Source organism: Glutamicibacter ardleyensis, from assembly GCF_014644555.1.
Taxonomy (GTDB): Bacteria; Actinomycetota; Actinomycetes; order Actinomycetales; family Micrococcaceae; genus Glutamicibacter; species Glutamicibacter bergerei.
Genome location: NZ_BMKX01000008.1, coordinates 103,366 through 128,548 on the forward strand (window position 1 = coordinate 103,366; position 25,183 = coordinate 128,548).

A 25,183-nucleotide genomic window follows, 5' to 3' on the forward strand; every position below is an offset into this window, starting at 1 on the left:
GTTTTACCAACGAAAGGTCGCCAAGTTGGAATTTCGCACCATCCGCATCACCGCCATCGGCGATGAGTTACTTGCAGGACACGGCGACCCGCGCGCACTGGGCTGGTTCGGCCGAGTGATGGCTCGAACCCAAGACCCCGCTCTACGTTTACAGTCTTTCGTGCTCGCCGCGCCGGCAGAAGGTTCCGAAGCACTAGCCGAACGCTGGATGGGCGAAGCCTCCCGGCGCTTTGGCGATCAGGTCGAGAACCGTCTGGTCATTGCCCTCTCCGATCGTGACGTGGACTTGGGACTGACCACTGCGCGCAGCCGCTTAAATCTGGCCAATATCCTCGATTCGGCCTCGCAGATGAGCATTAAAGCACTGTTGGTGGGTCCGGCTCCGGGGTTAGATGACGCGCGCAATGAGCGCGTCGCCGAATTGAACCGGGTCTACTCTGATGTGGCGCTGCGGCGCAACCACCATTACATCGATACCTTCACTCCGCTGCGCGCCCACTCGCAGTGGCGCAGTGACCTGACCGCTTCCGGCGGCGTGCCGGGTCAGGCCGGTTATGGTTTGATGGCCTGGCTGGTGCTGCACCGCGGCTGGTATTCCTGGTTGGATCTGCCCGAACCGGACGCCAGCTAGAGCCTTAGAATCGTCGACTCACCACCGGCGCACCGGTTAGGCAATGGTGCCAAGGTATGAAAGACTATTAGCCGGCCCGAGCATTCGGGAAGGCAATTATTGATCCCGCAAAGGAGTCACCATGTCGAAGCGTTCACGTAAGCGTAAAGATCGTAAGCGTGGCGGTGCCAACCACGGCAAGCGCCCAAACAGCTAAGCGATTTGAGCACAAAGAACCCCGTACCATTCGAAGTAACTTCGAAGGATACGGGGTTTTCTTTTTGGGTCTTTGTACGCGCGGAGCTTAGTGCCCGGATTCGGTGCGGATCTGCGAGATGCGCGTAATAATATTCATCTTCAGCTGCTGCGGGGCAGCCTCCTGGCAGCTACGGCGCACCACCGATCGAATGATGCACTCCAGATCGTACTGCTCGGTGCATTCCGGGCAGTGATCAAGATGTGCTTTAACATCTTTTAGGTCGCCCAGCGTCAACGCGCCGTCGAGGTACTCATAAATGCGTACCATGCGGTCATCGGCGCAGTCCCCCAATGAGTTACAGTCCATCGCTACTTCTCCGCTTTCTTCGCTGTGGCCTTGGTGCCCGGCCCGGCGGCTTTGATGCCACGGTCTGCGGCGTAATCGGCCAGTAGTTCGCGCAACGACTTACGTCCGCGGTGCAACCGTGACATCACGGTTCCGATCGGCACCCCTAAAATTTCGGCGGCTTCCTTGTAGCTGAAACCCTCGACGTCCACGAAGTAAACCGCGAGCCTGAAATCCTCACCGATAGACTGCAAGGCAGCCTTCACATCGGAATCTGGCAGGTGATCAAGCGCCTGGACTTCCGCGGAGCGCAACCCGGTGGGACTATGTTCCATCGCCGCGGCCATCTGCCAATCCTCGATGGTGTCCGTCGAGGTGCGCAGCGGTTCGCGTTGGCGCTTGCGATACAGGTTGATGTAGGTGTTGGTCAGAATTCGGTACAGCCAAGCCTTCAGGTTAGTCCCGGGCTTGTACTGGTGGAATGCCGAGTAGGCCTTCGTGAAGGCCTCCTGCACCAGATCTTCGGCGTCGGCCGGGTTACGCGCCATGCGCAACGCCGCCGAGTACAGCTGGTCGACATAACCGAGTGCGTCGTGCTCAAAACGCGCACGACGTTCGTCCTCGGTCTCCTTGCTCACATCGGGCAAGTCCGTGTCCACGGTGTTATCAGTCATCACCGACGAGTCTACGCGCTTGACCCGGCTAGTGGACAGGGCGCGGCTCACACCGGGCCGAGCCTTGCATGGTGTCTGTGTCTGTGTCTGTGTCTGTTCCATCGTCGTCACACATATTTCAACCGCCGACTGCTGACGGTTATTCCCGGCGCGCTCTCGGCTAGAATTAGGCAAAGAGTTCAACGGCCGATTTAGACGGGAAGTGCGATTATCTCTGTGAGCGCTCATGGATGCGAACTGAACTGGTGGGAGGCACCTTTTGCCTCCGGTGCGCTGGATGCGACGGTGCACGTGCCGGCCTCAAAATCGCTGACCAACCGGTATCTGCTGTTGGCCGCGCTGGCCGACACGCCCTCCACGATCCACAACACGCTGATTAGTCGCGACACCGAGCTGATGCTGCGTGCCCTGCAAGCCTTTGGCGTGCAGATCAGCCGTGAGACTCAGGAAGATGGGTCAACCACCGTGGTGCTGCGCCCCGCCGATGCGCAAGCGCGCAGCGCGGCTAGGGCACAGACCTTGCACGTCGACTGCGGGCTAGCCGGAACCGTGATGCGTTTTGTGCCGGCGCTGGCTGCGGTCACCGGGGCACGTGTGCACTTTGACGGTGATGAGGCCGCTCGGGCACGTCCGATGGCCCCGGTGCTTGATGCCCTGGCGGAGCTCGGGGTGGAGTTTAGCTTTGCTGATCAGCCAGGGCTAATGCCCTTTACGCTCGATGCGAGCTCGGTGAGCGTGCGCGATACCGTAAGCATCGATGCGTCGGCCAGTTCGCAGTTCATTTCTGCGATGCTGCTCATCGGCCATGCACTGCCGGGCGGTTTGCACCTGCGTGCGGCGCCCGGGCATATCGCGAGCCCCGACCACATTGTGATGACCGTGGCGACGCTGCGCGAACTCGGTGTGCAGGTGGCTACGGACGCCGACGGCCGCGGCTGGAAGATCGCACCGGGCCGGTTGGACGGCTTCACCGTCACCGTCGAACCAGACCTTTCTAATGCCGGACCGTTTTTGGCTGCCGCGCTCGCCTCGCAGGGCACCGTGCGGGTACCGTTCTGGCCCGCGCAGACCACCCAGGTCGGCGGTAGATGGGTACAAATCCTTTCAGCCATGGGCGCTCACGTGTCCTTGGACGAGGACGGGGTGCTCACCGTAACGGGTACCGGCACCATTCGCGGGATCGATTATTCCGATGCCTCGGAACTCGCCCCGACACTGGCGGCCCTGTGCGTGCTGGCCGATTCGCCGAGCACGCTGCGCGGCATCGGGCACCTGCGCGGACATGAGACCGACCGGCTGGCGGCGCTAGAAACCGAACTGAGCAAGGTCGGTGCCAGCGTGCGCGCCACCGACGACGGGCTACAGATTGACCCCGGGGTCTTGCAGGCCGCGGATCTGCACAGCTATGAGGATCACCGGATGGCGACCGCTGGGGCGCTGTTGGGCCTAGCCATTGACGGGGTGCGGGTGGAAAATATTGCGACTACCGCCAAAACCATGCCTGATTTTCCCGCGTTGTGGGAGCAGATGGCCGGAACCGCCAACATTTCAAGCACCTCAAGCACTCCAAGCCAGGCAGGCTAATGCGTTATAGCGACTACGACGAATCATCGGTGCGGGTACGCCCGAACAAGAAGGGCACCCGTCCGCGCACCAAGGACCGTCCCGCCTACGACAAGGCAGTGATCGGGCGCATTATTACCGTGGACCGCGGACGCTACACCGCAATTCTGGATGAGGATACCGCCCAAGAGCGCATCGTTATCGCCGCCCGTGCCCGCGAACTGCGCCGCCAGGCGATCGTGCCCGGGGATCTGGTAGCGCTGGTGGGTGACACCAGCGGCAAGCCCGACACGCTGGCGCGACTAGTGCGCATTCAGGAACGCAGCACACTGCTGCGGCGCAGCGCCGACGACACCGACGCGACCGAGCGGGTGGTGGTGGCCAACGTGGACAAATTGGTGATCGTGGTCGCCGCCGCGAACCCCGAACCACGCACCGGCTTTGTGGATCGTGCGCTGGTGGCCGCCTACGATGCGGGCATTTCCCCGGTACTGTGCGTGACCAAGGCCGATGTGAAAGACCCGGCCGAATTTTTGAAACACTATGAGGGGTTGCCGCTGGAAGTGGTGATCTCGCGGACCACCGACTCGGAAGCCACCGGCGTGGATGCGCGCGGTGCCGACGGCTCCAGCGCGCGCCTAGCCGTCGGCGCATTAGATGAGCTCGAAGAACTCTTGGCCGGTTGTGTTTCGGTAGTCATCGGGCACTCCGGGGTGGGTAAATCCACGCTGGTTAATGCGCTCACCGGCTCCACCAGAGCCACCGGACAGGTGAACTCGGTGACCGGCCGCGGCCGGCACACCTCCTCCAGCGCGCTGGCCTTGCGCCTGGGCGAAGCACCCGGCGGCTGGCTGATCGACACCCCGGGTATCCGTTCCTTCGGGCTCGGGCTGGTTGACCCGGATAATATTCTGGGCGCCTTCGGCGAGCTGGCGCAGATCGCGACCGGCTGCCCACGCGGTTGCAACCATCAGGCCAACGCCGCTGGCTGCGCGTTGGAAGCCTGGGTGCAAGACCCCGAGACTCCACCGGCCGCAGCCTCCAGGCTCGCCTCGTACCGCCGACTGATCACCACCGAAGACCTCTCGCACGAAAAGGAGCTGGGCGCACTCTAGCGCCACTACCCCATGGCCGAATACACCTTGCAACAGGACCTCGACTTCGCCCTGATGATGGCGCAGCGGGTCGATGAACTGACCCTGGCCCGCTACGGAGCCAACGACCTGCGCGTGGATACCAAACCCGACATGACCCCGGTCACCGATGCTGACCGCGGGGCAGAAGAGCTGATCCTAGCGATGCTCGCCGAACATCGCCCGGAGGACTCGGTGCTTGGCGAAGAATTTGGGGTGCACGGCAGTGGATCGCGGCGCTGGGTGATCGACCCGATCGACGGAACAAAAAACTTTGTGCGCCACGTACCGGTCTGGGCGACACTGATCGCGCTGGTCATCGACGATGAACCGGTAGTGGGTGTGGTCTCGGCACCGGCGCTGTCCCGGCGCTGGCACGCCGCCACGTCGTTAGGCGCGTATGTCAGCGAACCAGGGCTCGATGCCCCACGCAGACTGCACGTTTCACAGGTCACCGAACTGGCTGATGCTTCGCTGTCCTACGCTTCACTCAACGGCTGGAAGGCGCTGGGCAAGCTCGATGATCTGCTCGAACTGCTCGATCAGGCCTGGCGCACCCGCGGCTACGGAGACTTCTTCTCCTACGCACTGCTCGCCGAGGGCGCGGTAGACGCGGCCTTCGAACCGGAACTAGAACTCTACGACATGGCTGCGCTGGTCCCACTGGTTCGTGAAGCCGGCGGAACTTTCACCTCGATCGCGGGCGTCGAAGGCTGCCACGGCGGTAATGCGCTGGCCAGCAATGGCGCGCTACACCCGCTGATCCTGCCCTACCTGAACCGCGGTTAACCATGCCCGGCCTGCACCCGCACAAGCTGACCACCAGCGAGGAAGACTACCTCAAGGCGCTCTACCTGCTCACCGAATGGGAAGATGAGCCAGTGGGCACCGGAGCGTTAGCCGATCAGCTGGGGCTCTCCCCCGCCTCGGCCACCTCGATGGTGCAAAAGCTTGCGGTTAAAGGTCTGGTCGATCATGTTCCGCGTGGCGCCATCTCGTTGAGCGACATCGGGCGACGCGAGGCGCTGCGCATGGTGCGCCGACACCGGATTTTAGAAACCTTCCTGCGCGATGAACTCGGATATGACTGGGACGAGGTGCACGATGAGGCTGAGGCGCTTGAACACACCGTCACCGACAGATTCATCGATGCCTTACACGCCCGGCTGGGACACCCCGAGGTCGATCCGCATGGCGACTCGATCCCCTCGGCCGCGGGGGTGCTAGCTACCCGCGATGCGCAGCGCCTCGATCGGTTCCACGGCGCGCAGGCGATCGTGTGTCGCGTGAGCGACGAAGACCCCGAGTTTCTGCGTCGCGCCAAGAAGTTAGGAATTGTGCCCGGGGCAATGATCGAGCTTCCACACCAGCTGAACTACATCGAAGCCTCGCTGGTCTGGGTCTGCGCTCCATGATCGATCGAGCTCAGCTCGCTAAATTCCTGGCGGTGGCACTCGGCGGAGCCTTGGGCGCGCTGGCCCGAGTAGCCATTGACATGCTCACCCCGGCCAACGTCTGGGCCGCCTCAACCTTGATCGTCAACGTCCTTGGTTGCGTCGCTTTGGCTGCGTTGAGCGCCTATGCTGCGCACAGGCCGCTGGCACCGCTGCTGCAGCTTTTCGCAGGCACCGGTTTTTGTGGTTCCTTCACCACCCTTTCGACGGTACTGCTGTTATTTACTAGTTTGAGCGCTGCCGGATACATCGGCTACCTCTTACTCAGCGTGGTGCTCTGTCTAGCTGCCGTCTTCTTGACGCACACGTTGCTGGACCGACACCTAGCTCGCCCGCAGGAGCTGTCGTGATCTGGCTGCTGTTGCTCGCTGGCGCAATCGGCGCGATGATTCGTTACCTCTTGGACCGTTCGCTTCCTGCAACACACGATTTGGCGCAGGGCCTGTTCGCTGGCTGGCCGCGCGGAATCCTGCTTGCGAACATTCTCGGTAGCTTTGCGTTAGGCGTGGTGCTCGGTTACGCACGCAGCCACCAGTTGGATCTCACGCACGAAAACTTTGTGCACACCATACCTGCAGCCGATCGGCTCTGGCTGCTGGCCTCTGGGGTCTGTGGCTCACTGACTACCGCCAGTACCCTATTTGTCGGGTTCCGCCTGATTTATGAGGTCAACAAGGCCCGCGCAATCGTGTATCTATGCTCCACCTTCGTGATTGCCGGCGGCGCTGGTGCACTGGGTTGGCTGATGACTAGATAGTCCAACGTGGGAAAATTATGGGTACGACCAATTGGCCGTACCCATAATTTTTACTTTAAGTTTTTTAGCGTGCCGCGCGGCGTCCGCGAGGTGCATTGCGTGTCGCATCCTTAGACTGGCCTGGCGACTGCGGAGTTCTCTTTTCTCGGTCGTGTGGCACCACGTATCCGCCCGTGGCTAGAACCAGGATGGCGCTTATACCCGTCAGAGCAAGCATCGCGATCGCCCAGATCTGGGACTGATCGGTAAATGAGTGATCAACGCTCAGCCACAACACGTAGGCACCGACGAGGTAGATCAGGTGCAGTAGCGTCAACCTAATACGAAGACGCAGACGGAACTTGGCTTTAGGTGAGAAGAAGAGTGCCCAAATAATTAGTAGCGGCACTACCACAACGAGGATCGACGGGATAGTTGGCCATGGCACGAAGGCGATGGCGGCCAACGCTGCCGCGAAAATCAGACCAACTTCGAGGAGGAATGCGATCACAGCATAGATAGCCGAAATAGCCGGTGATACCCGCTGGGAACCGTTTTTACCCATCGTTTCTGATCTCACTCCGTTTCAGCAATCTGGCCGTCTGCTTAGCCGTTCAATTCCAGTCTATGTGGTAAACAGCGACCTCGCGACATGACTCGCGCGCAAGGCACCGTGTTACCTAGTGTGGCCATCATCTATCTACGCGCCAAGATCTGCCCTAGGCCGTCCATGCCCGGCCTTGACACTTCGGCCCGAGGTACGCACCACGCGCCAATGAGAACCCAGCTAAGAACCGGAATTACCAACGAACCGCTGTCTCTGCAACCTCGGTAGCGCTCCCCTGCGTTCAACATCTGAAGTCCGTTCGGGCAGAGGCAACCGGATCACGCTCACGTACTCACTTCAGGTAAGCCCCAAGTCCCAAAGGATTGAGCAGACGACTAATTCAAGCAGAATCCCCATGTCCCAAGTGTCTGCCATTCGCTAACGCCACGAAGGACCTAGCGAATCTTTATCAGAAACTGAAGATCACTCACTGGGCAATAGGTCGTATACCGCACATAGGTTAACGACAGAACCCCCGAGATCATAAGGATCTCGAGGGTTCAAATACGTGGAGATGGGGAGAATTGAACTCCCGTCCGATGTGGTGTTGCCAGGTCTTCTCCGGGCGCAGTTTGCTGCGGAATTTCTCTGCCCCAACCATCACGCAAACATGTGGTTGATCCAGGCACAGTTACCTAAGTATGTGTTCGGTAGCGGTAACGTCCGCCGAACACAGGGGCTACCTAAATGACGTTAGGATCAGGGGCGATAGCATCCCCTGGCTAACGGACTGTCTGGCTGCTTAGGCAGCGAGAGCGAAGTCAGTGCGCTTTGATTCGGCACTTATTGTTTTGCAAAGAGCGTTTACGAGATAACTTTGCATCCTCGGCCCGCTTCATCTGTCGCGACTCACACCGTCGAAACCGATCATCCCCGTATTTTATTGTCAGTCCCGGTTTCCCGGGTACAACCACACCAAAAGGCGTGTTAAATAATCATAGCGCAATCTGCTCTGCTAACCCAACGAGATTCACGCCACGCCTAGGCTTGTCCGCGATTACGTTCACGCATGGCACGCAGTGCCTCACGGTTATCCTGCTGCTCGCGCAACGTCTGACGCTTGTCATACTCACGCTTACCGCGAGCGACACCGATTTCAATTTTTACGCGACCTGACTTGAAGTAAATCTTCAGCGGAACAATAGTCAGGCCCGCTTCGGAGATCTTACGTTCAATTTTCAGCAGCTCTGCACGGTGCAGCAATAATTTACGACGACGACGAGCGGTGTGGTTGGTCCACGAACCGTTCAGGTACTCCGGGATGTAGCAATTCTCAATGAACAGTTCATTGCGGTAGAACTGACCAAAGCCATCCACTAACGAAGCCTTACCTTCACGTAGCGACTTAACTTCGGTCCCAGTCAGCACCATGCCCGCTTCGAAGGTATCTAGAATCTCAAAATCGTGGCGCGCCTTGCGGTTGCTCGCGATAATGCGATCTTCTTGGTTCTTCTTAGCCATGACACTCCTTGCATGTCGCGGGCGGATTCCCGCGCACAACTACCAAGTCTAGCGTTAGAGCAGTCCCAATGGATTCACACGCGAACCGTTGATGATCGTTTCGAAGTGAAGGTGGCAGCCAGTGGAGTTACCGGTGGTGCCCACATACCCGATGACCTGGCCCTGTTTTACGTGCTGGCCATTGCTCACAGCGATGCGTGACATGTGGTGGTAATTGGTTGCTAGTGCCTTGCCTTTTACGACGCCGTGCGACACGGTCACCTTGTTACCCGAGGAACCGCCCCAGCCGGCGAACCAAATTTCTCCGCTGGCAGCCGCACGAATCGGTGAGCCACACTGGCCGCCGAAGCCCCAGTCGACACCTGCGTGGACGTAGCCGCCCTGTCCCGAGTAGTCAATCGTTCCTGCAGGAGTTGGACGCCATCCAAAGCTGGAGGTAATTCGCGCGCTGCTCGTGGGCTTGACCAAGCCCCAGCTGCTTGGTTCCGAGTATGTTTCGGTCTTTGGCTTCGCTTTAGGAGCCACGTACTGCTTTTTCTTGTAAGTCTTCTGCTTGCGCTTGGCTTCCGCTGCCTGACGCTCCTGCTCGGCTTCGTAGGCGGCTTTTTCCTTGGCGACGCGCTGACGCTCCGCTTCGGCTTCCTTACGGGCCTTCTCCTCTGCCTTACGCTTACGTTCAGCGGCTTCTTTGATCAGGCGTTCTTGGCGTTCTTTGATCTGCTGGTTGATCGAAGCAGATTCCTGCTCTTGAACTTTTAGCTTCGCTTGAATCTGCGGCTTTTTTGCTTCCAATTCGGCGCTAAGAGATTCGGTGCTTGCAACCAAGGCATTCAACTCATCTTTGGCAGACTGGGCCGCATCACGGGCGCTTTGCTCTTGAGCTAAAGCTTCTTCAGCCTGGCCCTTGAGCGAAGAGATTTCATCCTCGACAGCAACCAAACGCAGTTTGTTGCTCTCGTCGGTGGCTTTTTCTTGAGCTAGATCGTTATATGCGGCGTTCTGTGAATCCATGGCACGGTTAGCCATGTCTAAGCCATCAGCCATTGCGGTCGCCGAATCCATATTCAAGATCATGTCTAACCCACTGGACACCCCTCCGCGCTTATACGCTTCGGAGGCGATCTGCGCCATGGTGTTTTCCGCTTCTGCAATCTTGGCGGCGTTCTCTTCGATTGCCTTAGCAACCTTGTCCCTCGTGGCTTGAGCGCTGATCAGCCGGTTCGTTAGATCCGCGACAGTAGCTTGTGCATTGGAGACACGGCTTTGGGCATCTGCGAGAGCTGCCTCGGCAGCTGGAACCTGAGCTTGTTGGGCCCGAAGTTTCTTATCTGTGGCAACAATATCCGAATCAAGAACTTCCATGTCCTGTTCCAAATTGTCGATGTTTTTCTCGACGTCAACCTTACGGTCATCGAGTTCATCGGCAATAACAATCCCCGCAGGCAAGGTAAGTGACAATGCTAGGGCTCCACCAATGGTGGCGCGCAGGAACTTACGTCGCACGGCGTTGGATAGCATACTGCTCCTTAAAGATTTTCGTGCTTCAGGCATAACCGGACACTCAAGATAACGATTGGCTATACCTTCAGGTAACGCTTCAATGTTACCACTGAAGAAATTGTGGCCAAAACGATACCAATAATCAAGAGCCCGGGTGCAACTAAGAGAACTTCATTGGTTGAAATGAAGGCCACGCCAACATTTTCGCTCGCCAATTTGTCTTGAACTAGGAACTTAACTAACAACCACAGTGTGCCTGATGCAAGGACACCACCGATAATGGATGCGATCACACCCTCGATGATAAATGGCAACTGAATAGTCGTTTTTGATGCGCCAACTAGTCTCATGATGGTGGTTTCTAGCCGTCGATGCATGGCCGAGAGTTGAATAGTTGTGCCTGTCAGCAACACGGCACAGGCAATCATCACAATTGCCACCACAGCTGCGGCGGCGGAGGCCACTCGCACTAGCTGGAAGACCTTCTCCAAGAGTTCGCGTTGGTCCACGACCGAATCAACGCCCGCTACGGTCGAAAAAGCTTCATTGATAACGGGATACTTCTCGGGGTCTACTAGACCGATACGGAACGATTCTGGTAGCTGATCTTCGGTAACCTGATCAACCAAGGAAGAATTCTTGTACTGTTCCTTAAAGTTTTTGAGTGCATCGGCTTTTGACTCATACGCGAATTCCTTGATGTATGGAGCCATCTCATCTGATTCGAGCAGTTGCTTGATGCTTGTGCGTTGCTCGTCGGTGACGCCTTCACCCGCGCAGTTTGGCGCAGCGGTGTTGTCGTCACAGAGAAAGACCGCAACTTCCATGCGGTCATACCAGTAGCCCTTCATCTGGTTGATCTGTAGTTGCAATAGTGCCGAAGCACCAACAAAGGTCAGCGATACGAAGGTCACCAAAACCACGGATACGACCATGATGATGTTTTGACGAAGGCCCTTCGCAGCCTCGCGGAGAATAAATCCTAATCTCACTGGCGCTCGTCCTTCTCTTCATTCATTGCAGCTTCACTAGATGCTTCCATGGCGGCCTCACCAGTTAGGAGCTCACGTGAACCGTCCTGATTGATCACGGTCGTCATTGCGGTGTACTGACCATCAGCTTCGTCGCGCACAACGCTGCCTTTGCTCAATTCAATGACTCGGTGGCGGAACTCGCTGACGAGTTCGTGAGCGTGAGTGGCCATCAGCACGGTGGTGCCGTTTTGGTTAATGCGATCGAGCACATTCATTACCTCGACGCTGTTCTTACGGTCGAGGTTACCGGTCGGTTCATCGGCCAGCAGGATCGAAGGCTTGTTAACGATCGCTCGGGCAATGCCGACGCGTTGCTGCTCTCCACCGGAAAGTTCGGTGGGCTTACGGCGGGCTTTATCTTCCAAGCCCACCATACGCAGCGCGTCAGGCACACGATCGCGAATCTGTGCGCGTGAGGCACCAATAACTTCCATTGCAAAAGCAACGTTATCGAACACGGTACGTTCACGAAGGAGACGGAAATCCTGGAACACGAAACCAATATCGCGACGCAGTTTTGGCACACGTCGGCTCGGTATACGGTTCAGGTTTTGCCCTGCGACGTAGACCGCTCCATTTGTGGCGCGCTTTTCGCGCAGGATCAAGCTTAGAAAAGTAGACTTTCCAGAGCCAGATTCTCCGACTAGGAAGGCGAACTCGCCACGGTTTACCTCGATGTTTACGTCGTTCAAAGCAGCATTTCGTTGCTTTGGCTCGTAAACCATCGAGACATTTTCGAATTTAATCATGTCTTCAATCGCTAGTTGCCGTCGGGGCGCGACCCACGGAAACTCAGGTCGAGATCGAACGTTTTTTGATGCGCCAGTCTTCCAAACCTTATAGGGGCAACATGTACAACAGGCGCCGATAGTGTGGTGTGTTGCCACATTCATGCCGTTTATACAGACTCGACGTTGCGCAAGGTAACGCATTGACTTGCAAGATTTTGACTATCGCAAGATCCCTCGGTGACCTTTAGCACACCAGCAAAAGCTCCTGCCGTCCGACTATCTTTTCCGCGGACGCAAGCCAATACCAAGGTCTAAAAATTGAACGGTAAGCACCGGCGCAAACCGATGCTTACCGTACAATTCATGGCTTAAATCAGTGGCTCACCGTTGCGTTTGCCTTCCCGCGCTTCGGAAATGAACGCCCTGGCAATAAAGAAGGCAACTCCCGCGACAACGACGGGCCAGGCTAGTACATAAATGGTCAGGGCTAACATTATTCATTCCTTTCGGAGTTGTTCGAATCGTTGCTACGAGCGGCACCCTTAGTCGCACTGACGACAATTTCTTCAACGGGGTCAAAATCTCCGGCTCGTTCTGCGATGACCGAGAAGTCAAAGTCCATCTTTGAACGGAACGACATGAAGTAACAGATCAATGTACTGACTGAATAGGCGACAAGTGATGCCGATAGCGTCGTGTAGTCACGCAGGAATCCGAAGCAGAACGGTGCAGCTACCAGCGTGGCCATTGTGCCAACGATAATTGCAACACGAAGCCCGAAGAATCCGAATGACATCAGGCCCAAAACGATTCCTATACCAAGAATTGCCAACAGCTCGATGATTACCGCGGTAAAACCGGTCATAGGGATCAGCTCGAAACGCACCGGAATGAATACAACGAGAGCTACCAAGACTGCAGTTGTGAATGCCTTGTTCGTAACCTTTTTCCAGTAGAAGCTGGCGAGCACTGGGAAAACCAAGGCCCCCCATAGCGCACCTACGAAGACCAAAAGATCCAATATGTTTAATTGCAAACTGGCCAAACAGACGGCAACCACGGTTGCGACGATCATGGTCATACGTCCGACCAACAGCATCGTCTTTGGATTAGCTTTCTTCTTGCCCGCAACGTTCTGGCCGTAAACATCGGCCATCATGATGGAAGACAGCGCCGCAAGATCCGAGTCAGCGGTGGAGGAAAGCGCACCAATGATCATGATGAAGAACAACGCCAACAGGATTCCCGGCAGATAACTCATGGCCATCTCAGGGATGATGTTGTTCTGGTCCCCGCCCGTGGGTTCAAAACCGAGGTACAAGGCAAGTACGCCGAGCATACCTACACCGATCACCATGGCACCATAGCCAATGGTGGCGGTGATGAAGGTTGGCTTAATTAGGTCTTCACGAACCGCAAAGAGACGCTGAGCGATGGTCTGATTACCAATCGCGTAGGCCAAAACCGCAGCGATATATGGTGCACCCTGGTTCAAAAACGCGTCTGACGAGAAGAAGTTCGACTGTTGGGCGGTAAGGTTTCCAGCTCCGGTTTCGAAGGCTGCAGGGAACCCCGCTGCGAAGAAAATGAACGGAACAATAATTGCTACCGCGCCGAGCATTGCCATGACCTGCATGAAGTCAGTCAAAACCGAGGCACGGAATCCCGACCAAAGGGTGTAGAGCAATACGCCACCGGCTACCGCCAGCACGCCCTGGATGAAATTGAATGGGGAGAGCATCGAAATAAGCACGCCACCGGCAATGAAGTTAGACATCAATGAGATGACTGAACCGACCACATTCGAGCCGGCCAGCATTAACTGGCTGGAACGTCCATGTCGCGCGTGCATGACCTCTGCGAGGGTGTGCGCTTTCGGAGCAACCTTACGGATTCTCTTACCGAATGGGTAAATGAACAGAATCATCAGTGCACCCCAGAGGCCGTAGTGGATAGGTCCACTGATGCCATAGGTATAGCCCGAAGACGCCGAGGCGTACATTGATGAAGCCCAAATCCACGTCGCGGTCATACTGGCCGCGGAGATTCCGAATCCGATTTTGTTGCCAGCGGTCATATAACCGTCAGCGTTTTCATTTTTCTGGCCGATCTTTGTGGACACCAAGAATGTTCCACCATAGAAAAGGACCAGTAAAAGTATGATGACCAAGGCGCTGAAACCGACCGTTTCCGGGTTGTTCACACGCCACCTCCTTCAAACGACGTAGTTGTGAATTGGCATCGTCCAGGTCTTACCTGGAACTTTTGATGCGTGGTTCGCACGTCTCATCCCGGGGAATACTCCACGAGGATTCGTTTAGCCGACGTACCTAAGCTCTAAGCCCATCAACCACTTCCTTCACTTCAGTTACGTATCGTTTTATCTAGGCCGCATCGCACTCCCGGCATGCAAAGCGCTGCCCCTTCTTCAGGACAGCACCGCCGTATAGATGCGTTTTTCCATTGACGAACCGAATTTCCATGCAAAATTCAACTCAGAAATCCATGATTACTTAAAGGTTCATGTTCGTTCATTTGCCGTCTTGCGATCTTCAAAAGATGCATCTAATTTTCGAGCGAAATCACCGCTATTAGTCATGTCACTGGCAGGGCGGCAACAAGAAAATTGCCTATTTCATGCGGTGTCTGACACGGAATGATTCGCGAAAATTTGAGGGTATAGATCACTCAACGACTTTGCCATCCTAGCATGCACTCAGATTTCGGGCCTATATGACCCTCTATTCCTACTCGAATTCAGGCACTCAATCGAAGTTTTATGTTACAAAATTATGATAAAAATTAGCACAAAAAAGGCCTGAAAACTTTTCAGTTTTCAGGCCTTTTTGAGAGCTTCTACGTCCTAATTGGAGGGACGTCGATTACCCGCGCGCCATCGAATTCCTGCATTAATGAAGTCGTCAATTTCTCCATCAAGCACAGCTTGCGTATTACCAACTTCGTGGTCGGTGCGCAGGTCCTTAACCATTTGGTACGGGTTAAGAACATAGGACCGCATCTGATCGCCCCAGGAAGCCTTAACATCTCCAGCGAATTCCTTCTTCTGTGCGCTCTCTGCTTCTTTCTTCAGCAAAAGCAGTCGTGACTGCATAACGCGTAAGGCCGCGGCCCGGTTTTGAATCTGGGACTTCTCATTCTGCATCGACACGACAGTGCCGGTAGGAATGTGTGTCATGCGAACAGCGGAGTCGGTGGTGTTCACGCTCTGCCCGCCCGGTCCCGAGGATCGGAAGACGTCTACGCGCAACTCTGACTCGGGAATCTCGATGGTATCGGTCTGCTCAATCAACGGCACCACTTCAACGGCTGCGAACGAAGTTTGACGACGCCCTTGATTATCAAACGGTGAAATACGCACCAATCGGTGGGTGCCCGCTTCCACCGAAAGCGTGCCGAAAACGTAAGGAACATCGATTTCGAAGGTCGCGGATTTTAAGCCTGCCTCTTCAGCATAAGAAGTATCCATCACGGTGGCTTTATATCCGTGTTTCTCAGCCCATCGCAAGTACATGCGCAGCAGCATTTCCGCGAAATCTGCCGCGTCTACGCCACCTGCACCGGAACGGATCGTTACGACGGCACCACGTGAGTCGAATTCACCATTGAGCAAGGTGACGATCTCCAACTCGGCGAGTGCCTTCCGAATGGAGATTAATTCCTTATCAGCTTCGGCGAGGGTCTCGTCATCGTTTTCCATTTCGGCTAGTTCCACCAGCACTTCAAGGTCTTCGATTCTTGTACGGATCTTGTTCAAGCGTTCAAGTTCCGATTGTCGGTGCGACAATTTACTGGTGACAATCTGCGCGCTGGCCGGGTCGTCCCATAGGTCCGGCACCCCGGCCTCTTCGGAGAGTACGGCGATGTCGGCCTTAATTTGAGCAACGTCGCTCACGTCCTCAATCGCAGAGAAAGTGGATCGGAGCGAACGGATTTCAGCGGGGAAGTCAGTTTTTGCCATAGTTATCTAAGCCTACGCCATGCAGCCTAACGGCTTAAGTTCACGTCGCTACCGGCTCAGTACCGTGCGTGCGGTTGAACTGACCTGGATGCTCACGCCCGACGGCACGATCCAACCAATGATTGGTGGTTGCACCGAGCCAGTGAGCAGGAGCGTCGCACCTTGCCCGTCAGGCAGAATTTGGACGGACCCGATCCTAAGGTTATCAATCCGCTGTCCTGCTTCCACATCTTGTAGGTACCGCTGAACTGCGGCCTGGACCTGTGAATGATTCAATTCAATACGTGGTTGGCCTCCATCACCAACAAACTCGAATTCGTCTACTGCCGCGACGATAGCGCCATCGGCGACCGATAAGAGCTGGCGTGCCTTGAGATTAACCGCGCTCGCGGCGAGCACGACCGAAATTGTCAACAAGGTGATCGCGCATAGTCCAATCGCAAGTACCAAAGACTGTCCGTCCTCGGAACGAAACTTGCGGATCAATTTGGCCCACCGATTTCCGCTAACCAAAACGATCAATTCGTTGGGTCGACGACGCATCGACGGTGAAGACGGAGGCATCAAGATACTCAGAGATAAAGGGTAACTGAACCCGTAGGGAGACCTTGACCGTGACCACGCTACCTGGGCTTAGACAGGTTTTGTCACAAGAAATGTCTGTGTTGGCTCCCGCTAATCCAAAATTATTCATCGCTCGCTCAACGACTTGATGGGCCTGTGAACGTGCTTGCTTCGGATCTTCTGCCACCGCAAAAACCTTGGCAGCTTGGTCTGCTGCGCCAACAACTGCATATGATCCTGCTTGAAGCTGCCCGGCGGCAAGGATCAGATAAATCATGGGGATCAGCAAAACCGTAGACGCAAAAATAAATTCGACGATGGCACTACCTTTTTCGGCTTCACCAGCGTTAGTCATAGCGCACCGCATCACCATGCACTGTTAGGTCCCACCCGTTGGGTAACAGTCCGATCAGTGGGACACGGGTGCTCACAGTAACGGAGACTAATTGCCCCTCCCCCACAGCGCTAGTTGATACCTGCACGTTACGGGCAAACCCACCGTGCAGAGACTCGGCGATCAGTGTGCGGGTTCGCCCTGCAGCGTCCCCGGGTGAATGGTTAGCTAACGCACCGTAATGCGCTCCGTTGGCGGCGGCATCGATGAGGGTATTGCGCACATGAAGCACAAGCGTCAATTGAATCAAGGTCACCGCGATGACGATCAGCAAACTAGTGATCATGACAAATTCGGCCACGGCCGAGCCTGCCTCTTCTGGTCCCAGCCTCCAGAAGCGGCGAGCATTGGCATGTGTAACCCGATTCATTTTGAGAACACCGGCTTAGCCTAGGCCGGATACTCGATCGATCGCCTGATTGAACAGGTCTTGTAGCCGGGGGCCGGCTATGGCCAACAGCGCTGCAACAAGTAATGCTGACATAAGCGTGATCATCACCCATCCGGGGACATCTCCACGCTCGTCACGCAGTTTCGTAGTGAGCTGTCGCCATAATCGCTGTCCTGCTTCGAGCAGGCTTAGGGCTAACATCATGAACCAAGAGTGGATGCTGGACATCGGAATTCTTCCTAACTTTTGCGGAGTATAGATATTGTGAAGGTGTTTTAGCTGTCAATAGCTCATCTCCAATAAGGCCAATCCAGGGAATACCGCAAAGACAATCGTCAGTGGAAGCACGCCGAAAACTATGGGCACGAGCATGCCAATTTCCCGTTTGCCGGCAACTTCCATCAGCTCACGTTTTGAGGCGTCACGGACATCTTGGGCCTGGTCACGGAGCACTTGAGCCAGTGGTGTGCCGCGTTCGGTCGCGACCACGATGGCATCAACAAAGCGCGTCATCGCACCGACTTGGATGCGATCGGACATATTCTGCATGGCTTGAATCATGGAATTTCCCGAGTGGATGTCGTTCAATGTTTCGGTAAATTCCTCGCCGATCACCCCGTGACAGATGCGTGAAATGCGTTCGATCGCCCCGGTGGTTGATTCTCCAGCGCCCACCGTCAGTGCCAGAACCTCGGCGACTGTCGGAAATTGGGTCAAGACTCTGCGTGCGCGACGTTGTATTTGCTCGTTCAGCCACCAGCCTCGCGCAAGAAAGCCGAAGATCCCACAGCCAAGGACCACGATGAGCGCGAACGCGAAGTTTGTCGGACGCCCCAGCGCGAACAGTGCCATCAGTGCAGCGCCAACAAGCAGTCCCAGCAGCGCGCAAATGATCTCTTGGGAACGGTAGTCCACCACATTCATCTTAAGTCCGGCTGCGCGCAGGCGTTTGCGGACAGTCTCGGTGCCGGGGTTGTGCAAACTGGCCAAGCGTTTGATCTGTTGGAGGACCGGGGCCGCAAATTGCACCAAGGCCGGACTGCGCGATTCTGCGCGCCAAGAATCTTCGAGCATCCGCGAGGAACGTGTTCCAACCCGGATGTGCGGGGCGACTCTTTCGGCAAAGGACAGCGGGCGCCACGCTGGAAGGTTCACCACGATCATCCACAATCCCAGGCCTAGACCAAAACCGCAGAGCACTGCCCACGGGACTAGCGAGTTCATGCCAGTACCCGCTCTTCTACAGGTAAGTTGCCTAGGCGCAGCATCACTCGGTAACACAACAGTGAAATCACCAGCCCGGCGGCCAGCACTACTACCCCGCCGGGGGTCAGATAGGCATTTTTTGCAGCTTCTTGAGTGCCTAAGACGAGCAACATAATCCACGGGGCCGCCACGGCCAATCTGGCCGCGGAAACAATCCACGACTGGCGGGCTGCAAGTTCTCCACGGGTACGAACGTCATCACGCAAAAACGCGGCAAGTGTACTCAGCGTCTGGCCAAGATCGGTGCCACCAACCTCCCGGGTAATGCGTAGTGTTGCGAGGATCTTGTCGGAAACCGGATCTGCGAGCCGGTCACCGAGTTGTTCGAGCGCCAACGAAAAGTTTGAGGTGGCCCGGTAATCCAGTGCAAAGTCGCTAAAAGCAGGACGCAGCAGTTCCGGCCCCATACTTGAGAGCTGGCTTAGGGACTCTGGCAATGACAGTCCGGCTCGGATCGCGCTTCGCAGATGATCGACCACCTCGGGCCATTGCTCGTGCAATGCAGCCTGACGTTTAGCGGCTTGATGACGCAGATAAACCCACGGCGCCCAGAAGCCAAAGAGCAAAAATACGGAGGCAAATAACCATGAACCGGTCAAGGCCAGCGTGATCAGCACAAAAACTATTCCGCTGGCGGCACAGATAGCCACAAATTTTGCGGGGCTGAGATTCACGATGCCTGCGCGCAATAGCGATAGTCGAATGAGCGACTGCCGTTTGGGCTTTGGCGGACTGGGGTCAAAAAGCAGCCAATCCACCACGAGGGCAACGCCCAAGCCACCGAGTAAACCGCACAAAGCGATCATGACCGCTCCATGAGCAATTGTGCGACGTTGATACCGGCGAGCGCGAATTTGTCATGTGACCAATCGGCTCCTGGTGCTTGGCTCAGCTCACCATCGGTGTAGTCGAACAGCGTGGAGGTTTCGAACTGACCGTCTTCAACGCGTCCACGCACGCTGAGGATTTCTTGCACGTAGCGTTTTCCATTGGGGTCGCGAGTACAGTGGACCACCAGATCAATGCAGGCTGCCACGGTTCGCACGGTGAAATCACTGGTGATATTCGGGCCTGCCAGTAGCGGCAGCGTACAAATTTTGGTGATTGCGTCGCGAGCAGAGTTTGCATGGAGAGTACATAGGCCGGCGATTCCCGAGTTCAGGGCGATCAGCATGTCTAGCGATTCTGCTTCGCGTACCTCCCCGACGATGATCCGATCGGGCCGCATGCGCAGTGCTTCTTTGACTAACCGGCGCATCGTGATTTCTCCGGTACCTTCCAGATTTGGTAGCCGTGTTTGCATACTCACCACGTCGCGCAAGGCAAGGTTCAGTTCAAAAATTTCTTCAATCGTGATGATACGTTCGCGCGAACCGATGGAGGACGCCAAACAGTTGAGCATCGTCGTCTTGCCTGCCTGGGTGGGCCCGGTAACCACCACGTTGAGTCCCGCACCGATCGACCAACCTAAAAATGCTGCTGCATCCTCGCTGAGTGATCCTAGTTCTACAAGGTCTTCGAGTTTATTGGCGCGAGCGATAAATTTGCGGATATTCACCGCCCAATGTTCATGGGTGATATCTGGAATGACCACGTGTAACCGAGAGCCATCGGGAAGTTGGCAGTCCACGAAGGGCTGAGAAAGATCCAGTCTGCGTCCTGAGGATTTCAGCATCCGTTCAACCAACGCTGCCACTTCAGCACTTTCAAGACGAATATGGGTGAGTTCACTTTGCCCGCCACGAGCGCAAAAAATCTGATGAGGCGAGTTGATCCACAATTCCTCGACGGTAGGGTCATCGAGCAATGGTTGTAATGGCCCAAACCCTGCCACGTTGTCATACACCTGACGGCGGGCTTCGTCTAACGGACCGATGGAAGGCACTGCGCCGAGTAATGCTCGTTCGTCGTAGTCGCGCAAGACATCGTCAATCAAAGAGCGTATGAGCACCGGTTGCTTGCCGGGGTCTAGCCCGCGTCGACGGACTAGCTCACGTACTTCGTCTTCCACGATGGATAGGGCGTCCACGTCAAGTCCTCAGCCGAAACTATGAAGATATTCCCGAATGATCGAGGTACACCGGCCACCGAAGCGCCAGCACAACATCGTGCCACCCATTTTTGCTCGTGTTCTGGGCGAAGTGGGTATGTGATGGGAGCCTAGCCCCAGAATCGTTGTCTTTCAATACCCAAGCGGAGATGTGGATAAGCCGAAGGCAACGTTCTCCACATCCGGTGAAGCACCCAGTTGCGCTGTGACCAGTAGATGCTGAAGTACTCATAAGTGGCGGGTCCGATTGAGGAGGAAACATCATGGTGCGTTATGAGCTGTTGCTTGTTTCGCGATCTTTTGCACAGCCGCGCCAGTTTCACCTGCAGGTTTCCGCTGCCCTCGATGGTCAGCAATTGTCCGAGATCTTAACCGCAAGTTTCGGTGCAACGCGCTGGTTCCTCGGACCACTCGCCTTGGAAGAATCTGCGGAGCTGAGCTCGCGCACACACTTGTTGCTAACAGACCTTCCGCGTCCGGTTCTACCGCGCGAGCACCAGATGCCTTCGGCCTTGCAGCTCTTTGTCGCTTCCGGGCCAGATGCAGGCGCGAGCTTACTACTGGTTCAAGGCACTCATGATGTAGGGCGTTGTGCTCCCTTATGGCTGCAAGACCCGCAGATCGCGCGGCGTCATGCGCGCATTCGAGTGGATCAATCCCAACTGTTGCTGACCTGCGAATCATCCAACACGCTGCGAATTTCTCCACAACGGCCCGCCAATGAGCCGCTGAGCGAACTATCTTTGGAACGCGGCACTCGTTTCTGGCTGGGTGATACCGAGTTATGTGTGGGTGATCCGGTGATGCTTGATAACGCACAGTCGATCAATGCCGAGCAACTTCACTGGGCACTACCGGATAAGCCCGAACTTCAACGCCTGATCGCCCTATGTTTAGCAGCCCTTCTGCCGATGCTTTCCGGAGTGATGCTGGCGGTATTCACCGGATCAATGTTGTTTCTACTACTCAGTGGCGCCTCAGCGCTACTTGGAATTTTCCCTGCTATCCAGTTGATTGGCGAACGTCGTCGGTGGAAGGCCAAAGCGGTGGTGTACCGCGAAAACATCATCAATGCCCGAGCAGCCTATGCCTCGCCCCTGGGAATTAGCACCCTGGCAGGATTGGCACGCGCCGAATTACAGATACCGACAGCCAGTTTGCCTCCTCTGGTCTTTGGCCAGGGACTGTGGGCCCCGGCCGCCGAAGAACCTTCAGCTAAGACTAAGCGACGTAGAAAGTCGCGTACTTCCTTGGACGCCCCGTGCCCGTCACCGGTGTTCTCCCCCAGTGTGCCGGGTGCTTGGCAGATCGTTGGCGCGCAGGACAAACCAAGCACCGAACTGCTCTTCGCGATCTTGGCCCGCTATCTCCCGGCGGTTTTATGTGGACGCTTAGAACTGGTACTCGATCCGAGATTGCAATGCCTCCCGGCGAGTCTACTTTTGTTACCCGGAGTCAGCACCGGACTGCCACCGTTGGCGGTCACTCCCACCATGCTGGAAACAAAATCAGACGGCTTGGTGCGTACCTTGTACGTGGTGTCTACCCCTGCACAGACTTGCGACCAGTCGTTAGTGATCGGCATGAGTCAAAACCCAGTACCAAACGGCACACGGTGGGTGAATCCGCGAACTCCCGAGGTCGCACTCGAAGATACACAGCTGACGCTGCACACTGCACTACGGCTCAGCGTGCAACGCTTCGTTCGGCTAATTGATCGCTGCCTCAGCTTGGCCGAATCCCAAGCAATGCGAGGCCGCACAGAATCCAACGAATTAGCACCCTGCGATCCAGCTCGTGCCTTAACGGCGCTTATTGGGGCTACCGATCAGCAGGATCCCATTGTTCTCGACTTCGGCGCAGACGGACCACACATGCTGATCTGTGGAACGACTGGTTCTGGAAAGTCTGAAGCACTTCGCCGGATCGTGAAGCAATTGGCCAGCGACTATTCGCCTGAGCAGGTGGCCTTTGCGCTCGTCGATTTTAAAGGCGGTGCAGGTCTATCCGTATTCGCACAGTTGCCCCACGTTCAGCTGTTCGCCAGTGATTTGGACTCAGCGGCCGCTCAACGCGCGTTGGCCCAGTTGGAAATTGAAGTGACCCGGCGTGAGGAGTTGTTAGCCGAATATCGTTGTAGCGACTTGCTCGAATACAGACAGCTAGTTCAGCCTGGTCCTGCGCTTCCGAGCCTCGTAGTGGTGATTGACGAATTTCGGGTGTTCAGTGAATCCATCCCCGAAGCCAACCCACGAATCGACCGTCTCGCTGCGGTTGGTCGGGCGTTGGGCATACACCTATTGCTCAGCACCCAGCGACCGGCCGGCACCTTAACCGGACAGACCAGAGCCAACCTCAATACTGTAATAGCCCTACGCGTCAATGACCCCGGCGAATCCATCGAGCTAGTCGGCATTCCTGACGCCGCAACACTGACAAGCCCAGGACAGGCAGTAATTCACTGTGCCACACGGTCTACCCGTAAATTTCAGTTTGCACTCGCCTATGATCCACCACCCCATGGCGAGTTAGCCGAACGTGGCCCGCGCGATCTCACCGCCAAGCAGGTGTGCACCTTTGGCAGGCATCCCACTGCGCACGAGAGTATGCAAGCACTGCACCGACAGATCGCTGTCTTGGCCTTAGAATGGCAGTCGTTCACCATGGGCCGCTCGCCGTTTGCTGAGGCGTTACCGCAAACCCCTACGCCCCCTAGAACACCATGGATGTCCGGCCAAACAGAAGAAATCTGGTGTGGGCTTGTGGATCGACTCGATTGTGGGACGTTGGAACCCTTACTTATCGGGGGGCAAGCCGGTCATAGCATTCTGGTGTGCGGACTGCCAGAAGCTGGCCCGCGACAGTTGCTTACCAACTTGTGCCAATTACCTAGAAAGGTTCTAAGTTTTGGCCCGGAATTACTCATCAATGCGGCGCAATTTCCTCACTTGCTGCAGGTCACTGGGCAAGATACTTACGACTTTCTTGACGCCGTCGATTATCTTAATGAACCACGTGAAGATGAGGAGTTGTTAATACTCATCCACGGAGTCGGCCAATTACAGTCGTCCCTGCACCCACAGCAATTTCAGCATTTTGATGAGGTCCTTGGTGCACTCCTGCGACGCGGTGGCTTTGGGCCAACCGTAGTCATAGCTGTCGATCGAGATCAAGCACTGCTCAAAGCTGCTGGTTTGTGCACCGAACAATGGTATTTTCCATTCCACGCCACCGACTCATTAAAAATGGCTTGGCCACGAATACCGGCCGTGGCCAACCACGTTGGACGTGGAATTCTGATGAGCGGAACCGACGTTGCACGCAGCATTCAACTAGGTGCTGCACAATCGCTCTCTATGACTGATCGTCCTTGGTCCGCGGGCAACTCAGATTCTCAGAACGCCAGCTCCCCTGGATTACTCCGACTAGGAACACGATCTTTGGAGGATACCGTCATTTCGTTGCCCGCCACCGCGATGTCCTTAGTAATTTGCGCCGACACCACCATGCGACAAGAACTGAGCCAGGTTTTGTGCCAGCGGTGGGGCATCGAGCGCGTGGAAAGAATCGAAGACCTCGAAGCGTTACTAAACCGTTCAACCAATCGAGGTGTCGGGCTGGTTCTCGAACATACGAATGACCCGAGGCTTGCCCCGTTGCTTAATTCCGCAGTGAGCCGTGCAGTGATTCCCGTGCTTTTCGTTCCACCTTCAAGCCGGCTCGCTTACGAAGTCGGTGCACCAGGGATGGCTCTCGACGATCGATGTGTGGTGGTAGTTGAGGCCCATCACCCACACGATCTACAACCAATGCCTTGGGAACCTTTGGGTCCTACTCAGACTCTGGATGCTAAAAACCAATGGCGCGCGATAGCAAATTCTCATGGACTACCACGCGCCGTTTTGATCGATAAAGAAAGTATTTAGGACTGTGGACGATCGCCGAGGAAAGCCGTTGTTTTCGGAGCAAATAACATCACGATAGTCACGGCGGCCACCACAATCGCAGCAATGGCGACGCCGGTAAATGGTCCTTGCATGAATGAGAACGAGAGGATTAGTTGGAAGAGTTGCCACACGATAATGGGGGCGCGGGTGAAAGCTTTCCCCTTGAAGAAGTTCAGCGAAACACTAACCTGCCAGGCGCCTGCGGCTAGGCACAGCACGAGCATGAAAATACGCCCGCCCATATTGAGGTTTCCCTCGTCCGAAAGATGCAAAAGGTAGTTCGCTGCGTAGACCAGAACTGCTATTGCTTCGAGCATCGTTAGTGCTGCCACAGTTAAAACGCTGGTGGGACGGGGTACCGAAGATTCGTTGTTGCTCACGAGACCAATTTTCGTGCAAGTGTCTCAGGAACTCAAACGGGTGTTGTCCTAGGGAAAGATCAGCTCTGCCTAGCGTTCGTCAGATAGCGCAGAGGGCACCGGAAAGCCATGTGAGAAAGCACTCAGGGATTCAGCCACATTTCACTTCCATGACTCTTGTTTACT

27 protein-coding genes and 1 other RNA gene are annotated in these 25,183 nt (G+C 56.0%); 9 read left to right on the plus strand and 19 right to left on the minus strand.

Features of this window, described 5'->3' with window-relative positions:
- Nucleotides 1-25 precede the first annotated feature (25 nt).
- A complete protein-coding gene (locus IEX04_RS14415) occupies nt 26-631 on the plus strand; it encodes a GDSL-type esterase/lipase family protein (protein WP_096256413.1) in 606 nt (201 codons plus the stop codon).
- A 121-nt stretch (nt 632-752) separates the two neighbouring features.
- Nucleotides 753-827 (plus strand): 50S ribosomal protein bL37, encoded by a 75-nt coding sequence (locus IEX04_RS19155; protein WP_374954809.1) that lies wholly within the window; start codon nt 753-755, stop codon nt 825-827.
- 87 nt (nt 828-914) lie between these two features.
- Here the strand turns inward: IEX04_RS19155 and rsrA are convergent, their stop codons facing one another.
- Together rsrA and IEX04_RS14425 are read right to left on the minus strand one after the other, a co-directional pair.
- Nucleotides 915-1,175: a mycothiol system anti-sigma-R factor gene (gene rsrA / locus IEX04_RS14420; RefSeq protein ID WP_096256412.1), complete on the minus strand. Its 261-nt coding sequence runs from the start codon at nt 1,173-1,175 to the stop codon at nt 915-917.
- A gap of 2 nt (nt 1,176-1,177) precedes the next feature.
- On the minus strand, nt 1,178-1,828 hold the full coding sequence (locus IEX04_RS14425) for a sigma-70 family RNA polymerase sigma factor (protein WP_170947860.1): 651 nt from the start codon (nt 1,826-1,828) through the stop codon (nt 1,178-1,180).
- Between the two features lie 216 nt (nt 1,829-2,044).
- Between IEX04_RS14425 and aroA the strand changes: the two genes are divergently transcribed.
- Genes aroA through IEX04_RS14455 form a run of 6 tightly spaced genes read left to right on the plus strand, consistent with a single transcriptional unit; the run spans nt 2,045 to nt 6,735 of the window.
- Nucleotides 2,045-3,412 carry a 3-phosphoshikimate 1-carboxyvinyltransferase gene (gene aroA, locus IEX04_RS14430; protein ID WP_229677166.1) on the plus strand — a complete coding sequence of 456 codons (1,368 nt, stop codon included), beginning with the start codon at nt 2,045-2,047 and terminating at the stop codon, nt 3,410-3,412.
- On the plus strand, nt 3,412-4,506 hold the full coding sequence (gene rsgA / locus IEX04_RS14435; protein WP_188686590.1) for a ribosome small subunit-dependent GTPase A: 1,095 nt from the start codon (nt 3,412-3,414) through the stop codon (nt 4,504-4,506). The genes aroA and rsgA overlap by 1 nt, the downstream gene beginning before the upstream one ends.
- Nucleotides 4,507-4,518: 12 nt before the next feature.
- Nucleotides 4,519-5,313, plus strand: coding sequence for an inositol monophosphatase family protein (locus IEX04_RS14440; RefSeq protein ID WP_096256408.1), 795 nt, complete (start codon nt 4,519-4,521; stop codon nt 5,311-5,313).
- Between the two features lie 2 nt (nt 5,314-5,315).
- On the plus strand, nt 5,316-5,939 hold the full coding sequence (locus IEX04_RS14445; protein WP_096256407.1) for a metal-dependent transcriptional regulator: 624 nt from the start codon (nt 5,316-5,318) through the stop codon (nt 5,937-5,939).
- Nucleotides 5,936-6,328: a FluC/FEX family fluoride channel gene (locus IEX04_RS14450; RefSeq protein WP_188686591.1), complete on the plus strand. Its 393-nt coding sequence runs from the start codon at nt 5,936-5,938 to the stop codon at nt 6,326-6,328. The genes IEX04_RS14445 and IEX04_RS14450 overlap by 4 nt, the downstream gene beginning before the upstream one ends.
- Nucleotides 6,325-6,735 (plus strand): fluoride efflux transporter FluC, encoded by a 411-nt coding sequence (locus IEX04_RS14455; RefSeq protein WP_096256405.1) that lies wholly within the window; start codon nt 6,325-6,327, stop codon nt 6,733-6,735. Before IEX04_RS14450 ends, IEX04_RS14455 begins: the two co-directional genes overlap by 4 nt.
- 64 nt (nt 6,736-6,799) lie before the next feature.
- On the opposite strand, the gene IEX04_RS14460 is transcribed toward IEX04_RS14455, so the two are convergent.
- The 16 genes from IEX04_RS14460 to IEX04_RS14530 form a co-directional block, all read right to left on the minus strand.
- Complete coding sequence (locus tag IEX04_RS14460) at nt 6,800-7,279, minus strand: DUF2568 domain-containing protein (protein WP_096256404.1); 480 nt, start codon at nt 7,277-7,279, stop codon at nt 6,800-6,802.
- A gap of 548 nt (nt 7,280-7,827) precedes the next feature.
- Nucleotides 7,828-8,196: a transfer-messenger RNA gene (gene ssrA / locus IEX04_RS14465) on the minus strand.
- Between the two features lie 106 nt (nt 8,197-8,302).
- Nucleotides 8,303-8,782, minus strand: coding sequence for an SsrA-binding protein SmpB (gene smpB / locus IEX04_RS14470; RefSeq protein WP_096256403.1), 480 nt, complete (start codon nt 8,780-8,782; stop codon nt 8,303-8,305).
- Between the two features lie 54 nt (nt 8,783-8,836).
- Nucleotides 8,837-10,300, minus strand: a complete 1,464-nt coding sequence (locus IEX04_RS14475) for a M23 family metallopeptidase (protein WP_188686593.1) — start codon at nt 10,298-10,300, stop codon at nt 8,837-8,839.
- A 59-nt stretch (nt 10,301-10,359) separates the two neighbouring features.
- Nucleotides 10,360-11,274, minus strand: coding sequence for a permease-like cell division protein FtsX (ftsX, locus tag IEX04_RS14480; protein WP_096256401.1), 915 nt, complete (start codon nt 11,272-11,274; stop codon nt 10,360-10,362).
- Nucleotides 11,271-12,065, minus strand: a complete 795-nt coding sequence (gene ftsE / locus IEX04_RS14485; RefSeq protein ID WP_188686595.1) for a cell division ATP-binding protein FtsE — start codon at nt 12,063-12,065, stop codon at nt 11,271-11,273. Before ftsE ends, ftsX begins: the two co-directional genes overlap by 4 nt.
- Before the next feature lie 350 nt (nt 12,066-12,415).
- Nucleotides 12,416-12,541, minus strand: a complete 126-nt coding sequence (locus tag IEX04_RS18870; protein WP_229677167.1) for a putative transporter small subunit — start codon at nt 12,539-12,541, stop codon at nt 12,416-12,418.
- Entirely contained in the window at nt 12,541-14,250 is a 1,710-nt protein-coding gene (locus tag IEX04_RS14490) for a sodium:solute symporter family protein (RefSeq protein ID WP_188686597.1), read from the minus strand. Before IEX04_RS14490 ends, IEX04_RS18870 begins: the two co-directional genes overlap by 1 nt.
- A 660-nt stretch (nt 14,251-14,910) precedes the next feature.
- Entirely contained in the window at nt 14,911-16,026 is a 1,116-nt protein-coding gene (gene prfB, locus IEX04_RS14495; RefSeq protein ID WP_105678836.1) for a peptide chain release factor 2, read from the minus strand.
- Nucleotides 16,027-16,074: 48 nt separating this feature from the next.
- Nucleotides 16,075-16,590, minus strand: coding sequence for a hypothetical protein (locus tag IEX04_RS14500; RefSeq protein WP_229677168.1), 516 nt, complete (start codon nt 16,588-16,590; stop codon nt 16,075-16,077).
- The gene (locus IEX04_RS14505; RefSeq protein WP_229677169.1) at nt 16,532-16,945 is read right to left on the minus strand and encodes a hypothetical protein; all 414 of its coding nucleotides are present in this window, start codon (nt 16,943-16,945) and stop codon (nt 16,532-16,534) included. The genes IEX04_RS14500 and IEX04_RS14505 overlap by 59 nt, the downstream gene beginning before the upstream one ends.
- Nucleotides 16,938-17,354 (minus strand): TadE family protein, encoded by a 417-nt coding sequence (locus tag IEX04_RS14510; RefSeq protein ID WP_188686605.1) that lies wholly within the window; start codon nt 17,352-17,354, stop codon nt 16,938-16,940. Before IEX04_RS14510 ends, IEX04_RS14505 begins: the two co-directional genes overlap by 8 nt.
- 15 nt (nt 17,355-17,369) lie before the next feature.
- A complete protein-coding gene (locus tag IEX04_RS14515) occupies nt 17,370-17,576 on the minus strand; it encodes a hypothetical protein (protein WP_188686678.1) in 207 nt (68 codons plus the stop codon).
- Nucleotides 17,577-17,657: 81 nt separating this feature from the next.
- A complete protein-coding gene (locus IEX04_RS14520; RefSeq protein ID WP_188686607.1) occupies nt 17,658-18,599 on the minus strand; it encodes a type II secretion system F family protein in 942 nt (313 codons plus the stop codon).
- Nucleotides 18,596-19,447 carry a type II secretion system F family protein gene (locus IEX04_RS14525; protein ID WP_188686622.1) on the minus strand — a complete coding sequence of 284 codons (852 nt, stop codon included), beginning with the start codon at nt 19,445-19,447 and terminating at the stop codon, nt 18,596-18,598. The genes IEX04_RS14520 and IEX04_RS14525 overlap by 4 nt, the downstream gene beginning before the upstream one ends.
- On the minus strand, nt 19,444-20,670 hold the full coding sequence (locus IEX04_RS14530) for a TadA family conjugal transfer-associated ATPase (RefSeq protein WP_096256391.1): 1,227 nt from the start codon (nt 20,668-20,670) through the stop codon (nt 19,444-19,446). The genes IEX04_RS14525 and IEX04_RS14530 overlap by 4 nt, the downstream gene beginning before the upstream one ends.
- Before the next feature lie 284 nt (nt 20,671-20,954).
- Here IEX04_RS14530 and IEX04_RS14535 point away from each other — a divergent pair, with 284 nt between their 5' ends.
- Nucleotides 20,955-24,617, plus strand: a complete 3,663-nt coding sequence (locus IEX04_RS14535) for an FHA domain-containing protein (protein ID WP_188686624.1) — start codon at nt 20,955-20,957, stop codon at nt 24,615-24,617.
- On the opposite strand, the gene IEX04_RS14540 is transcribed toward IEX04_RS14535, so the two are convergent.
- Nucleotides 24,614-25,018: a hypothetical protein gene (locus tag IEX04_RS14540; protein WP_188686627.1), complete on the minus strand. Its 405-nt coding sequence runs from the start codon at nt 25,016-25,018 to the stop codon at nt 24,614-24,616. The two genes, IEX04_RS14535 and IEX04_RS14540, sit on opposite strands and share 4 nt — an antisense overlap.
- Nucleotides 25,019-25,183: the final 165 nt, after the last annotated feature.